The organism is uncultured Winogradskyella sp., from assembly GCF_963975125.1.
Taxonomy (GTDB): Bacteria; Bacteroidota; Bacteroidia; order Flavobacteriales; family Flavobacteriaceae; genus Winogradskyella.
Map to the genome: position 1 here is coordinate 22,351 of NZ_CAXBGB010000018.1, position 15,327 is coordinate 37,677.

Genomic DNA, 15,327 nt, shown 5'->3' on the forward strand with positions numbered 1-15,327 from the left:
TAATATGGATTCTATTTTAGAATTTTTAGGTTCTATTTCTTGGTGGCTTTGGATAATAATTGTCTTGGTTATTGTGGCTTTAAGAGATATAATTCAAAGAAAACATACGATAAGTCATAATTTTCCTGTGATTGGTCATATAAGATACTTAATGGAAAGTGTTGGACCAGAAATCCGTCAATATTTTGTCGCTAACAACAGAGAAGAATTACCTTTTAACCGCATAGAACGTGGTTGGGTATATGCTTCTTCTAAGAATGAAAATAATTACGAAGGTTTTGGAACTGATAGAGATATCTATGCACATCAGCATATATTTATTAATAATGCTATGTTTCCTTTTAAAACTGAAAGCAATCATCCCAATACTTTGGACAAATCATTTTTGCCATGCGCAAAGGTAATTGGTGAATTTAATAAAAGAGATAAACCTTATCGTCCAGCTTCTGTTATAAACGTTTCTGCTATGAGTTTTGGATCGCTATCTGCAAAAGCTGTAGAATCTTTAAATAAAGGGGTGAAAATCGCAGGAGCCTATCATAATACGGGTGAAGGAGGTCTTTCTCCATACCATAGCAATGGTGGAGATGTCGTTTTTCATTTCGGAACTGGTTATTTTGGTGTACGTGCTGACGATGGTGGGTTTTCAATGGAAAAAATGAAAAAGCTTGTTGAAGACAACCCTTTCATTAGAGCTATAGAAGTTAAGTTGTCTCAAGGAGCAAAACCAGGTAAAGGTGGTGTTCTTCCAGGCTCTAAGATTACTAAAGAAATTGCAGGAATAAGAGGTGTAGAAGTGGGTAAAACAGTTTTATCACCACCAAATCACAAAGCATTTTCTACAGTACAAGAGATGGTTAATTTTATTGAAGCTATTGCTAAAGAAACTGGGTTGCCAGTTGGTATAAAAGCTGCAATTGGCAAGCTAGGCCACTGGGAAGAATTGGCAGATGTGATGCTAAAAACTGGTAAAGGTCCAGATTTTATTACTGTTGATGGTGGAGAAGGAGGAACTGGTGCTGCACCACCAAGTTTTGCAGATCACGTTTCTTTACCTTGGGTTTATGGTTTTGGTGATCTTTATAAATTATTTAAAAAGAAAGGTCTATCAGAGCGTATTGTTTTCATTGGAAGTGGAAAACTAGGATTCCCAGCAAAAGCAGCTATGGCATTTGCTATGGGAGCAGATTGCATCAATGTAGCTCGAGAAGCTATGATGAGTATAGGTTGTATTCAGGCACAAATTTGCCATACTAATCGCTGCCCATCAGGTGTAGCAACACAAAGTCAATGGTTACAACGCGGAATAAATGTTCCTTTAAAATCTGAACGTTTAGCTCAATATTTTAAAACATTTAGAAAAGAGTTTATAGAAATTACACATGCTGCAGGTTACGAACATCCATGTGAATTTAAAATGCGTGATATAGAAGTTAATGTTGATGACCACAATTTATCTAAAGAATTAAATAGAACTTATGGTTATAAAAAAACAAAAGTGCCTTTTAAAAGTATGCAACATTTAAAGGATTGTAAGTATCTTGGCGGACAAATAAAATAAAAACTTGAATTAAATGGATTTAGATAAAATTATTGAACTACTTTTTAGCTTACTTCCTGCATTAATTGTTGGAGCAATTGCCTATTATTTTTTTAAACAGCATATTGAAAATGAAGAAGGTCGAAGACGTTTTCTGTTGCAAAAAAATATGCAAAAAGAAGCCTTTCCATTACGCCTTCAAGCTTACGAGCGAATGGCGCTTTTTTTAGAACGAATAGCACCTTCAAAATTATTAATTAGACTAAACCCAATATCTTCAAATAAAGAAGATTATGAAACTTTACTTGTCGCAACAATTCAACAAGAATTTGAACATAATCTATCACAGCAAATATACGTATCTGACGAATGTTGGAATATAGTTTTAGCAGCTAAAAACGCAACAATTCAGTTAATAAGAAAAGCGAATATGCTCGAGAAAACAGACACAGCCAACAAGCTACGTGAAGTTATTTTAACTGAACTCATAGATAAGCAAGCGCCAAGTAATGCAGCACTATCATATATTAAACAAGAGGTGAGCGGTATGTGGTAACTACTTAGAGTGCTTTTGCTCTGCATGGTCATAGCCTTGCTGCCACCATTTTTCCATGAGACGCTTACTAAATATCAGTGAGTTTTCAGTTAACATTGTTGGCGTGTAATATAAATTAAGTTTTACATTTCTATTCTTAGCAGCTAACTTTCCTATCACTATATCATTACGCTCCACTTGATCCATTAAATGACCAAATAAGTTAATCATTAATGAGAATGGGTTTTTCCCAAGTACTTTTTGTTTTTTAAGACTCTCAGACTCTAAAACAACAGCATCAACTTCTGTAGCACCTCTTTTAATTGCCTCTCTAATAGGTATCACACAACCTAAACCACCATCAGCATATTCATAACCATTCACTTTAGCTAAAGACATAAAAGGAACATAATTACAAGAAATCCAAATCCAATTACAAAACTCTTCGTAAGTACAATCGTTAATAGACTTGTACTCTACCCTATTCATAGAAAGATTAGACACAGTTACAACTACATCGTGCTTTTCTTTTTTAATTTTCTGATACTCATCAAAGGTAAAGTTTCGCCTTATATTACGTCTAAGCGCTTTACTTTCACCAAATGTACGCTTACGCCTTATAAACTGCCACATCGAATTCACAAAATCTATAGACACAAACTCCCTATCTCCTTTTTTTCGCTGCACAAACGGACTTACACTAAAAATATCTTGCTGCTGAACGTTAGTGAAAATATCGTAGAGTTTAGAAATATTATTCACAGCCAAATGCGGAACCAAAAGGCTTCCTGTAGAAGTACCCAAAAACATATCGTATTTGCGGTTTTCACGCTCCATAAGATATTGCGCTACACCACCAGCAAATGCACCTTTACTTCCACCACCAGATATTACTAATGCTCTCATTTGTTTACAGTTATTGCTTTATAGTTTATGAATTGCTTGCTCCAATAATTATTAGCATTTCTTAAATCAATCATAGATTCTTTATTCCATCTCCAATGGACTAACTTCTTCATTTTTATATTTTGCATAATTAAAACCTCTCTCCCACCATTTTGTCATTTTCTCTTTTTCAAAGATTAAAGAATTAGTTGTTAGAACTGTTGGCGTATAATAAAAATTAATAATAGCATTTTGATTTGAAGCTACGAATTTACCAATTCTAATATTTTGACTTTCAATTCTATCTAACATAAACGCAAACATATTGGTTAACAACGAAAATGCATTAATTGATGGCATTCTGTTTAACTGCGTTACTTCAGTCTGCAAAATAATAGCATCTACTACAGTAGCACCACGCTTAATCGCCTCTTCTATTGGCACCATGGACCCGAGCCCTCCATCAGCATATTCACAACCGTTTTTCCTTACTAAAGACATAAATGGCGTGTAGTTACATGACACCCAAATCCATTCACAAAACTCATCATAATCAAAATCTTTTATAGATTTATACTCCACTTGGTTGAGCGAGAGATTAGAAACCGTAACTATTATATTAGTAGCACCTTCTTTTAAGGTATTAAATTCAACCTCGGTAAGCGTATTTTTGATTAACCTTTTTAGATGACCACTTGTACCGAATGTCTTAAAGCCTTTCAAAAGATTTAAAAACACCGTAAAATGATTAATTCCAATAGTTTCAACCCCCTTTTTCTTTTTAATTACAAAAGGGCAACTGTCAAAAATCGATCCTTGATTTACATTCGTAAAAACTTGTTTTATTTTTTCAATATTATTTAGAGCCAAATGAGACACTAAAAGACTTCCAGTTGAAGTCCCCAAAAACAAATCGTAATTATGTCTTTCATGCTCCATTAAGTATTGCGCCACTCCACCCGCAAATGCTCCTTTACTTCCACCTCCGGATATTACCAATGCTCGCATTAATCTTGCTTTTGTTGTAATTGTTCTGACATTTCTTTTGCAAACTTAACCAATCTCCAATTATGATGCGATTTTGCCTGTTCTAAATTCTTTTGACATTTTTCATTACAAGATTTAATTAAACTTAAATACTGAAATGCATTTATCCTTAAATCTGCGTTATGTTTTTTGTTAGTATAACTCACTAACTCATTATACAATTCTTGTTTATCATCTGCTTGATAATATGGTGTATTTAAATTTAAAACTAACCATAGCAAGCGAACGTTCTTATCATTAAAACCAGCAATATTTCGTGTTTTAGAAAGATATTTAGACCGCTCTAAAGGAAAATTAACCCAAAGATTATATAACGCCTTCTCAACAGTAATATAAGATCTATCATCTAGTAAAGACTCATAATTAAATTTTAAATTCTCGGGTATCTTAGTTACATATTGCGAAATAGCCTGTCGCACCTTTAAACTATTATTAAATACAGAAGTAGTGACTATATCTGGTACTTGCGAAATAATCTTCACTTTCGCTTCGTCAGAGACATAGTACTTAAGGTATTCAGTACATTTAGAGGATTTTACTTCACAATCTACCATCACATACTCATTAACAAAAGTAGATTGTCGTTTCAATAATGCAAAAGCCTCATCATAAGGAAATGCCTTTTGCACAATCCACAAATTAACAAAAGTAGATAAGGATTTTCCATGTAAACGCTCAACTTCCGAAATAAAATCAGAGGTTTCTACACTAGCGAATTGATATTTCGCTAGGTAGTTTTTAATAGCTTGCTTAAAAACCACATCACCAACTTTATTATGCAATGCATGTAAAACCCAAGCTCCACGCTGATAAAATGTTAGACTATTAGATTTAGGATTTAAAAGCGACGTTCCGTTACCAGAAACATCTTGCCTACCCAGCTCTATAACAGACTCAAAGAGTTTGAAGTAGAAATAATCATCTCCAAAAATATCACGTTCTGCTAAGAGCGCATAATAGGTCGCAAAACCTTCTTGCAACCAATGATGCTTGCTAGACTTAGCAGTTACTAAATCACCAAACCACTGATGCGCTAACTCATGCGCATTAACATTAACATAATTTTTATCATTAAAACCAATGGAGTCAACCATAAAAGCATCTGAAAAAATAGTGAGACTTGTATTTTCCATACCTGCGTATAAAAAATCATGCACTGGCACTTGTTTATAGTTTTGCCAAGGGTATGCAAATCCAATTTCATCTTCCAAGAAATCGAATATACGCTTGCTGTAACGGTAAGTCGGTTCCACTTTTAGAGAATCTTCAGGATAGTAATAAAACTCTAGTGGAATTCCACTTTTAGAGGTTTCCACTTTTTTATTGTATTTACCAATAGTTAAAGCTACTAAGTAGCTAGACATTGGTTTTAGCATATCAAACTTATACGTTTTTTTACCTGTATGCTGATTTGACCCTTTGTATTCTATAGTTCCATTTGATAGAACCTGATAACCATCATCAAAATAAATACTTAGATCAAATTCTATCTTTTCATTTACATCGTCAAAACTAGGCAGCCAGTTACTAGTGTATTTTCCTTGACCTTGAGTCCAGATTTGCCATTCACTCTTTCGCTTCAAAAAATACAGTGCTTTTTTAGGATGAGTCTCATAATTAAAAGTAAAATTGTAACGTTCTCCAACCTCAAAGTCACCTTTTATCCAAATTTTACGACCATCGTAAGAATACTTTAAACCATTATTAACCCATTCTGGAATAGATACCAACTTAAATTCGTAAGCATCAATATACACTGAATCAACTGGCTTTAATATTCTAAAATTATAAGTACCACTTCCGTAAACAAATGAAGAGTCAGTATTAAAACCTATTGTTGCTTCTAATTTCAAAAAATCTACATAATCCGTTTGTTGAGAAAAGACAAAACTTGATATAAAAAAGAAAAAAATAATAGAAAGGTTCTTCATAAAACAAAACTACGCAAGGATAACACCAAAGTACAAATTTTTGAGAGTATTGTTTAAAGCCGCTAATAATTAAATTTTTAATAGCTCTTTTTATACACTCATCTTATAATCAATACACTTCAACGAAATATAAAGATCTTGCCCTATTAGTTCTTTTGTTTAGAAGTACTTTTGCGCAAAAATTTAAAAGATTTAACAACATGAAAACATTCCTAGTCCCAATCAGTTCTTTAAAAGAAAAGAAAGCTACTTTAATTTACGCCATCGATTTTGCAAAAGCAGTTGGAGCAGAAATGATTTACGGCATTCAACTTAATGAAATTAGTGAGGAAGACCACCTAGATGAAATCATGATTCATGCTGAAAAACAAGGCATTGCTATTAACTTTAGATTTTTTGAAGGTGACACATTAGATTATATAAAAGAGTTTTGCGCAGATTTTAACGTAGATCTCATTATTGCATCAGCTAAAACACCAAAATCCAACGATAAGTTATTCCTAGATAATTTATCTGGAAGCATTGTTAAGAAAACAGAAATGCCAGTACTCCTAATTCCAGAGAACTATAAGTACAAAGACATAAAGACTGTACTAACAGCAATTAAATCTGGAATTATTGAATCCAAAGGATCATTAACTCAATTAGAACACATGTTAGTTTCTACAAAAGCAGAAATGACATTATTACAAATAAAAACACCTTCATATCTTCCCGAAGATTTAATGTTTGATAAAGATTTAGCTATCCTTACTTCAAAATATTATTCTTCAGAAAATGCCACGCTTTTCCAAGGTGTTTTAGAATATATACATGTAATTAATCCTGACATAACTTGTGTTTTTAGACGTAAACGTGGTTTTTTTCAAAAATTATGGAAAGATGTTACCTTAGACCATACACTAAATAAAGCTGATTTTGAAAGCAGAATCCCACTATTGGTACTTAAAGGAGCACAGTAATCATTCCCTAAAATAGAAAAACAGAATTTTCTGTCATTTGAGTATCACGAAAAATCTCATGATTTTGAATATAAGAGAAATTTCTTAATCGCACACTACTCAAATGATAGAAAAAAGAGGTTCCTTTTTTCAAATGAAATGGGTAAATTCGCCTAATGAGTGTGAATTTACAAACTCCAATTGATTACCTTAAAGGTGTTGGCCCAAACAGAGCGGATTTGTTGCGCGCTGAATTAGGGATTCAAACTTATCAAGACCTCATCAATTTATTTCCAAATCGCTATATAGACCGTACAAAGTATTATAAAATCAATGAACTGCAGCGCAACAACGCAGAAGTTCAAGTTATTGGTGTGATTACGGGTTTTAGAGAAGTGACACAGAAACGAGGCAAACGTCTTGTCGCTGACTTTAAAGACGACACAGGAAAGATGGAACTCGTCTGGTTTAGAGGTCAGAAATGGATTAGAGAAAGCCTTAAAATCGGTAAACCTTATGTGATTTTTGGTAAAACAAACTGGTTTAGCGGTAAATATACTATACCACATCCAGAAATTGAATTGCAAACGGAACATGAAAGTAATCTGCGTTCTGCCATGCAAGCGATTTACCCATCTACAGAAAAATTATCAAATAAGGGTATCACAAATAGGGTTGTTACTAAAATAATGCAACAATTATTTTTAGAAACTAATGGTCAATTTGTTGAAACTTTATCAGATTCAGTAAAAGGTGAATTAAAATTAATCTCAAAACCTGATGCGCTTTTTAACATTCATTTTCCAAAGACTCAAGAGCTATTAACAAGAGCTCAATTTCGTCTAAAATTTGAAGAATTATTTTACATTCAATTGCAATTAATTCTTAAAAACCTGATTCATAAATCTAAAATTAAAGGCTTTCCTTTTGACAAAGTAGGAGACTACTTTAATACGTTTTACAAAGATCATTTACCCTTTAAATTAACCAATGCACAGAAACGTGTTTTAAAAGAAATTAGACACGATTTAGGAAGTAACGCACAGATGAATCGGCTTTTACAAGGAGATGTAGGCTCCGGGAAAACGATAGTTGCTTTTATGTCAATATTAATGGGGCTTGACAACGATTTTCAATGTTGTCTCATGGCTCCGACTGCTATTTTGTCAGTACAACACTATAACGGATTACTAGAACTATGTAAGCCATTAAATATCAGTATTTCACTGCTAACTGGTTCAAGTAAAACTTCACAAAGAAAAAAAATTCATGAAAATCTAGAAAACGGCAATTTACAAATACTAATTGGCACACATGCCTTGCTCGAAGATAAGGTGAGATTTAAAAATTTAGGGCTTGCTATTATCGATGAACAACATCGTTTTGGAGTCGCACAAAGATCAAAATTATGGCATAAAAACACCTCACCTCCACATGTCCTTGTAATGACAGCAACTCCAATTCCAAGAACCCTAGCCATGTCCGTTTATGGAGACTTAGACATTTCTGTAATTGACGAATTACCAGCAGGAAGAAAACCGATAAAAACAGTTCATCGTTTTGATAATAATCGCTTGAAAGTTTTCAAGTTTATGAAGGATGAAATCGCTTTAGGCAGACAAATTTATATTGTATATCCATTAATTCAGGAAAGTGAAAAAATGGATTACAAAGATTTAATGGATGGCTATGTAAGCATCTCTCGCGAGTTTCCAATGCCAGAATATCAAATTTCTATTGTGCATGGTAAAATGAAACCTGTTGACAAAGATTACGAAATGCAACGTTTTGTAAAAGGCGAAACTAACATTATGGTTGCAACTACAGTTATTGAGGTTGGAGTTAACGTACCTAACGCTTCAGTAATGATTATTGAAAGCGCAGAACGCTTTGGTCTATCTCAACTACATCAATTACGTGGACGCGTTGGTCGTGGTGCAGAACAGAGCTATTGTGTTTTAATGACAAGTCATAAATTGAACCAGGATAGTAAAACCCGATTAGAAACCATGGTACGCTCTAGCGATGGTTTTGAAATTGCCGAAGTTGATTTAAAAATTCGTGGACCTGGTGATATTATGGGCACACAACAAAGTGGTGTGTTAAACCTGCGTATTGCAGATATTATAAAAGATAAAGACATTTTAGAACAAGCACGTAATTACGCGAAAAGCGTATTAAAACTTGATCCTAGCTTGGCTTTACCTGAGCACAAAGTGATTCTTAATACGTATAGACAAATGAGTAAGTATCGTAATATCTGGAACTATATTAGTTAAATCAATTCGGTTACTTAAAGGGATTTCTACTTTCGCAGGAACAAATAAAGGCCTGACACCAACTACAATCAGACCTTTTAAAACAAAACTAAACGTGTTTTGCTGAAGAAATTTTTATAATGCGCCTAATTCTTTTAGGTTTTTTTCTGAGTTTGCTTTGACGTTTGCAGAAGGATTCATTGTTAATGATTTTTTAAAATGTTTAATTGCATTTTTCTTATCCCCTTTTGCTTTATATGCTTCACCTAAACTATTATGCCAATTAGCATTTTTAGGGTTGCTTTTTACATTTATACTAAAATATTTTACAGCTCTATCATAGTCTTTAGCTGTAATCATAGCGTAGCCCATTCTATTAATTTGGCTGGGATTAGCCATAGCCACTGCATCATCCATAGTTTTTCCATAACCTTCTAAATCTCCTTTCTTCTGAAGAATTTGAGCCTTTATTGCTAGACCATTAACTGTTTTCTGACTAAAAAATTGACCTTCTAAAGCAGAGTTAATCCAATCTAAAGCTTCTTCTAAATCACCTCCATTATTCATTGAAAAATTAGCAGCTTGCTCCCAATTTTGCCTTGTAAAGCCTGTTTGACCTTTAAATTGACCTCTAATATCATCTAAAACAATCTTAGTTACATCAACTTCAATATTAAAAGGGATTGCTTTCTTTTCCCATGCTAAATAAACTGTTGTTGAATTTGTTTCTACTTCATTAAACTCATAAGTTAATAATTCTGTATGCGCATTGTCTTTTAACTTTACACCTGCACGTAATGCATCATTGGCATCATCATAAAAATAACTTCCCCAAGCATCTTTATCTTTAGATAGAATAATAGTCGCATTATCCTCATCCTTTACATTAATATGCAAACCATAAGTACCAGCAGCAATAGATTTTCCTTCTATTTTAGCATCGTGTGTAAAAGTAATTGTTGTATTCTCATTAGCACCTGCGCGCCATGGAGCTGCTTAAGAAGTTCCAAAACCTAGATTATTCATACCAAAAGGCACTAGTTTTCCCCAGACTTCTCGATTATTTACACTAGGCCTAGAATAAGTAATAGTTATGTCTGTAGTGCCTACACGCTGCATTACAGAAGCCATTTGACTACCTCGAGGTGTATTAAGCTGTGCAGTTGCAGTGAAAGAAACACATAGCACCATTAACATTACAAAAAAAGTAATTGTTGTTCTCATTTTTATACGGATTTAGATTAGTTATCCCACAAATTACTCGGATTATAAGTTTAAGTCTGTTATGGAGTTGTTAAAGAAACTAACACAAGTGTTAATTAACGTATTGCCAAGAGTTAGAAAAAAATTATCTTAGTCTCAACTAACCAAAACAAAATGCTCACTAAACTCGGTCAAAAATTTACAGACGCTTTTATCAAATACATGCCAAGTGCATATGTCTTTGCATTATTGCTAACGCTTATCACTATACTAGTTTCTTTAGTGATTACAGATAGTAAACCTATTACAGTTTTAGAAGGCTGGTATGATGGTTTCTGGAAATTACTTTCCTTCGGAATGCAAATTGTGTTAATCATTATTACGGCATATAGTATTGCTCAATCTTCTCCGGTAAAAAATGGTATAGATAATTTTTCTATGCGTATTTCAACTCCCATTCAGGTATATGTGACTGTTATTGCTTTTGGAGCACTCATTTCATTAATTAGTTTCGGAATGGTTGTTATAACAGCAATTTTAGCCAGAGAATTAGCATTAAGAATTAAAGGTGTTCACTATCCTTTTTTAGTTGCATGTGTCTATTTTTCTAATGGTTCATGGGTTAGTGGATTGTCAAGTTCCATTCCCTTATTGTTAAATACAGATAATAACTTTTTAATTGAAAGCGGGATCTTAAACGATACCATTTCTACAAGTTATACTTTAAGTTCAGTGCTCAACATTGCAATGATTGGCTTATTTGTAATTATCACACCATTAATTATGTGGTTATTGATTCCGAAGTCTTCTGAAGGCAAAGAATTACGAGATTTAAAAACAGATACAACAGAAGACAACACTTCTGTAAAAGAAGAAGCCTTATCTTATAAATTACCTTTTAAAGCCGTTTCTGATGCTTTAAATAATGCTGGTTGGTTACAAATTGGTGTAGCGCTATTGGGTGTAAGTTATATTATCTATCACTTCGCTACAAAAGGTTTTGATTTAAATTTCAACATCATGATTTTTATCTTCCTAATCGTTGGGATGCTCTTACATATTACACCAATGCGTTACAGTATTGCAATGAAACGTGCTAGCAGTAATATTTCTGGTATCTTATTTCAATATCCTTTTTATGCTGGTATTATGGGAATTATGTTAGCCTCTGGATTAGGTGCAAAAATAAGTGATGTTTTAGCATCTGTTGCTACACCAGAATCTTACGCCTTTATTTCATATCTCACAGGTGGTATTATTAACTTTGCTATTCCTTCTGCTGGTGGAGAATTTGCAGTTATTGGACCAAGTATTATTAATATGGTGCAAGATTTAGGCGCCAATTTACCAGCAACAGAAGTTAATGCTATTACAGCCAGAGCTGCAATGTCTATGGCTTATGGTGAAAGTTTAAGCAACTTACTACAACCGTTTTTCTTATTAATGGTTTTCCCTGTTATGGGAGCTGGTATTAAAATACAAGCTAGAGATGTGGTGGGCTATTTGTTTATTCCGTTTGTAGTGATGTTTGTGTTACAGGCTTTGATGGTGACTTATATTCCACTTTAAAATTTTTAATAATGTTTGACATCTAACCAGCTGGAAATATTGCGTTTTTAGCTCAAAAAAAGCTAACTTCGCCTACCTGTGCTATCTCAATTATTATCAGAATTGGTACAGTAAGATTAATTAGCAGTAACTTAAAGCGTATCAATGAAAACCTGTTTTAAAATCACATTTATCTTATTACTAGTTCTCTCTTGTTCATCGAATGATAATGATATAAGTTCATCTCAGCTATATCCTTCATTTGGTTCTGCGATTGATGTCACAATTAATGGTTTGTCCTCTGATGCGATGGAGCCTTTTATATCACCTGATGGAAATTATCTGTTCTTTAATAATTTAAATGATGGCATAAATACAAAACTGTATTATGCGACTAAGATTAATGATTCTACCTTTAATTATGTTGGCGAACTGACAGGAACAAATCAAACCATAACACCACATTTAGATGCAGTTGCTGATATGGACATGAATGGAGATTTTTATTGGACATCTACACGGAATTATCCAACAGAACTAAATAATCTCTTTCATGGAAATTTTAGTAATGGAAATGTTATTGACATAGATCGCGTACAAGGAGACTTTAACATGAACACTCCTGGCTGGCTAATAATGGATCACGGAATAAGTTTAGATGGACAGTATTTATACTTCAACAATGCAATGTTTGATGATGTAAATTGTGTAGGACCTTGTGAAACAACATTAGGAGTTGCACAAAAAGAAAATGGAGCTACATTCACTACACTTCCAAATTCTACTTCAATTCTACAAACCATAAATGATGCTAACTATATTTATTACGCACCTTGTATAAGTAGTGATAATCTAGAATTATATTATACAAGATATTTAAAAGGAGCCATAACCTCAAATACTGTTTTTGAAATATGTGTAGCTGTTAGACCTAATTTTTTATCTAACTTTTCAGCACCTAAAGTTTTGTTCTCTGAAGTAATAGCAAATTTAATTGAAGCTCCTACACTAACTCTAGATAAAAACATCATCTATTATCATCGAAAAACTTCTAATTCACATAAAATAGTGATGAGATATCGAAGCTCTTCGTAGAGAGGTTTTAATAAAACATAAACTCTTTAACACTCTAAACCATTGATTTTTAACTTATAAAAAGTTAACTTCGCTTACCTATGCTGTTTCAATAATTATCGGAATTGTCTCAGTAAGGTCTGATATAAGTCATTTTGTGCTCAACTTAATTGAGTGTTAAAACGGACTTATATCACTAAGTTGCCAGTAACTAAAAAAATGATGAAAATTCAAGCATTTAAAACAACAAATAATAAACTTATAAATTCAAGTTTTGGCATATTAGTTTTGTTCTGTGTTATATTATATGGTTTGGCTATTTTCCAAGACTACGTTTTCTCTGAAATTCAATTTACCGGTTTTTATTGGTCAGAAACAATGCTTTACAATACTTTTTGGCTTTTATTTATCCCTTTTATAAAAATTGCTAATTTTTTTTACAACAAAGTTCAACCCAAATCACTAACCAATAAAATACTTTACGCTTCAAGTACAGCATTCGCATATAGTTTACTACATATATTCATTTTTACTTCTATTTTTATTTTAGTAAGTACTATTATCTATACAGAACCGCACCGATTTTCGAGAATACTTAAAAATGCTATTTCTAACCAGTTGTATATAACAATTATTGCCTATTTATTTAGTCCTTTCGTTTTTGACTACCTTAAAAGGAAAAAGCAAATCAACAAACACTTCCCAGTTGAAAAGACTATTAAAACCATCACAGTTAAAAATGGAATTCGCAGAATAAAGATTGACATTTCTACAGTGCTATACATTAAAACGGATAGACCATATACTATGATATATTCTAATAATCAAAAATTCTTACACGATGAGAGTTTGAAAAAACTTGAAACGGTATTAGATTCTAGTACATTTCTAAGGGTTCATCGTTCAGTAATTGTCAATAAAAATAACATAACAGAATTGAAATCACGAAAGAATGGTGATTATGATGGTATTTTAACTAATGGCCAATCTATTAGGTTTAGCAGACATTATCGCCAAAATTGGAGCGAATTATTAAACCACTAAGCAATAAAAACACTCCTAATAACCAATATGCTAGTATTTATCTTTTCAATACACAAGATTTATCGGTCATTTGATATTCACTAAAACTTAAAACAATGAAGAGAATATTGAACATTGGACTATTTTTTCTATTTCTAATATCATTTACAAACTGTTATGGTCAGACAAATAAAGAGGAAACACCTACAAGAAATATTAATAAAATTGTTGGTGGTGGCTGCGATGGTTGCGAATTAATGTATGTTGGAATGCCAAAGAATATTCAGTCAATTGACACCAGTTCTGCTTGGAATGAAAAAGGACAAAGATTGTTGGTCACTGGAAAAGTACTGAAATTAGACGGAATTACACATGCACCCAATGTAATAGTATACTATTGGCAAACCGACAACAATGGATATTATTCTAACGGAAAAGGCAAATCTAAAAAACACGGACATATTCGTGGTTGGGTAAAATCTGACAAGCAGGGGAATTACTCAATTTATACAATTCGACCAGAAAATTATCCAAATTCTGATATGCCAGAGCATATTCATTTATCTATTAAAGAGCCTGAAATTATTGAGGAGTATTATACTGATGGTTTAGTATTTGATGATGATATTAAATTAACAGGTGACAAAAGAAAGAAATTTGAAAATCGTGGTGGAAGTGGTATTTTAAGAGTGCTAATTGATGAAGAATTGCAAGTTGCAGAGCACAATATTATTTTAGGACTAAATATACCAAACTATCCCATAGCTACAAATATCAACATTAAATCTGGTCTAGAAATTGGAGAAGACAATCCTTCATTTACACCATTTCACGCATTTGGACCAGATAAAGGAACTAAAACGTGTCCTGTTTGTAAATATGGACGTTATCACGGAATCGTCTATTTTGTGGGCAACAATCCAAACTGGGCTGAAATAAAAAAATGGTTAACATTTTTAGAGCAAGAAAGCATCAAACGAGAAAAATATTTAAAAGTCTATTTTGTATATAGGAGTGAAAAAGGGTACAGCAAATTAAATCGACAAATAGAATTAGAGCAACTTGGAAAAGAATTGAACTTAGAAAATACCGCTTTAACTTTTGTGCCATCATTTTTAGACAGGCAATCTGAAGTCTATTTAAATAAGATAAATCCAAAGGTAGAAAACACAATAATCATTTACAGATATAGAAATATAATTGGAAAATTCATTGACCTAAAACCTACAAGAAAAAACCAAAATAAAGTATCTAATATGTTGGATAAAACAAGAAATGAATACTTTGAATTACCTACACCAAAACACAATTGAAGAAGAGTGTACTGCCAATACTGTAAAAA

12 protein-coding genes and 1 pseudogene are annotated in these 15,327 nt (G+C 32.8%); 8 read left to right on the forward strand and 5 right to left on the reverse strand.

Annotation, left to right across the window (positions count from 1 at the left end):
• The first annotated feature begins 4 nt into the window (after window positions 1-4).
• Both AAC053_RS04335 and AAC053_RS04340 read left to right on the forward strand, forming a co-directional pair.
• Window positions 5-1,561 (forward strand): FMN-binding glutamate synthase family protein, encoded by a 1,557-nt coding sequence (locus AAC053_RS04335; protein ID WP_339753233.1) that lies wholly within the window; start codon window positions 5-7, stop codon window positions 1,559-1,561.
• A gap of 13 nt (window positions 1,562-1,574) precedes the next feature.
• Window positions 1,575-2,096: a hypothetical protein gene (locus AAC053_RS04340; protein ID WP_339753236.1), complete on the forward strand. Its 522-nt coding sequence runs from the start codon at window positions 1,575-1,577 to the stop codon at window positions 2,094-2,096.
• Here the strand turns inward: AAC053_RS04340 and AAC053_RS04345 are convergent, their stop codons facing one another.
• From AAC053_RS04345 to AAC053_RS04355, 3 genes are all read right to left on the reverse strand, one after another.
• Window positions 2,097-2,981, reverse strand: a complete 885-nt coding sequence (locus AAC053_RS04345) for a patatin-like phospholipase family protein (RefSeq protein ID WP_339753239.1) — start codon at window positions 2,979-2,981, stop codon at window positions 2,097-2,099.
• An 81-nt stretch (window positions 2,982-3,062) separates the two neighbouring features.
• Complete coding sequence (locus AAC053_RS04350) at window positions 3,063-3,968, reverse strand: patatin-like phospholipase family protein (RefSeq protein WP_339753242.1); 906 nt, start codon at window positions 3,966-3,968, stop codon at window positions 3,063-3,065.
• Window positions 3,968-5,938, reverse strand: coding sequence for a M1 family metallopeptidase (locus AAC053_RS04355; protein ID WP_339753244.1), 1,971 nt, complete (start codon window positions 5,936-5,938; stop codon window positions 3,968-3,970). The genes AAC053_RS04350 and AAC053_RS04355 overlap by 1 nt, the downstream gene beginning before the upstream one ends.
• Window positions 5,939-6,138: 200 nt before the next feature.
• Between AAC053_RS04355 and AAC053_RS04360 the strand changes: the two genes are divergently transcribed.
• Together AAC053_RS04360 and recG are read left to right on the forward strand one after the other, a co-directional pair.
• Window positions 6,139-6,900 (forward strand): universal stress protein, encoded by a 762-nt coding sequence (locus tag AAC053_RS04360; protein WP_339753247.1) that lies wholly within the window; start codon window positions 6,139-6,141, stop codon window positions 6,898-6,900.
• A gap of 155 nt (window positions 6,901-7,055) precedes the next feature.
• Window positions 7,056-9,158, forward strand: a complete 2,103-nt coding sequence (recG, locus tag AAC053_RS04365; RefSeq protein ID WP_339753250.1) for an ATP-dependent DNA helicase RecG — start codon at window positions 7,056-7,058, stop codon at window positions 9,156-9,158.
• Window positions 9,159-9,272: 114 nt separating this feature from the next.
• On the opposite strand, the gene AAC053_RS04370 is transcribed toward recG, so the two are convergent.
• Both AAC053_RS04370 and AAC053_RS04375 read right to left on the reverse strand, forming a co-directional pair.
• Window positions 9,273-9,704: a tetratricopeptide repeat protein gene (locus AAC053_RS04370; protein WP_339753268.1), complete on the reverse strand. Its 432-nt coding sequence runs from the start codon at window positions 9,702-9,704 to the stop codon at window positions 9,273-9,275.
• A gap of 114 nt (window positions 9,705-9,818) precedes the next feature.
• Window positions 9,819-10,361: pseudogene (locus AAC053_RS04375) on the reverse strand (DUF2911 domain-containing protein); the annotation flags it as partial.
• A 153-nt stretch (window positions 10,362-10,514) separates the two neighbouring features.
• On the opposite strand from AAC053_RS04375, the gene AAC053_RS04380 reads away from it, so the two are divergent.
• From AAC053_RS04380 to AAC053_RS04395, 4 genes are all read left to right on the forward strand, one after another.
• Window positions 10,515-11,909: a TIGR00366 family protein gene (locus AAC053_RS04380; RefSeq protein ID WP_339753253.1), complete on the forward strand. Its 1,395-nt coding sequence runs from the start codon at window positions 10,515-10,517 to the stop codon at window positions 11,907-11,909.
• 144 nt (window positions 11,910-12,053) lie between these two features.
• Complete coding sequence (locus tag AAC053_RS04385) at window positions 12,054-12,983, forward strand: hypothetical protein (RefSeq protein WP_339753255.1); 930 nt, start codon at window positions 12,054-12,056, stop codon at window positions 12,981-12,983.
• A gap of 198 nt (window positions 12,984-13,181) precedes the next feature.
• On the forward strand, window positions 13,182-14,006 hold the full coding sequence (locus AAC053_RS04390) for a LytTR family DNA-binding domain-containing protein (RefSeq protein WP_339753258.1): 825 nt from the start codon (window positions 13,182-13,184) through the stop codon (window positions 14,004-14,006).
• A 95-nt stretch (window positions 14,007-14,101) separates the two neighbouring features.
• The gene (locus tag AAC053_RS04395; protein WP_339753262.1) at window positions 14,102-15,298 is read left to right on the forward strand and encodes an intradiol ring-cleavage dioxygenase; all 1,197 of its coding nucleotides are present in this window, start codon (window positions 14,102-14,104) and stop codon (window positions 15,296-15,298) included.
• The last annotated feature ends 29 nt before the right edge of the window (window positions 15,299-15,327 follow it).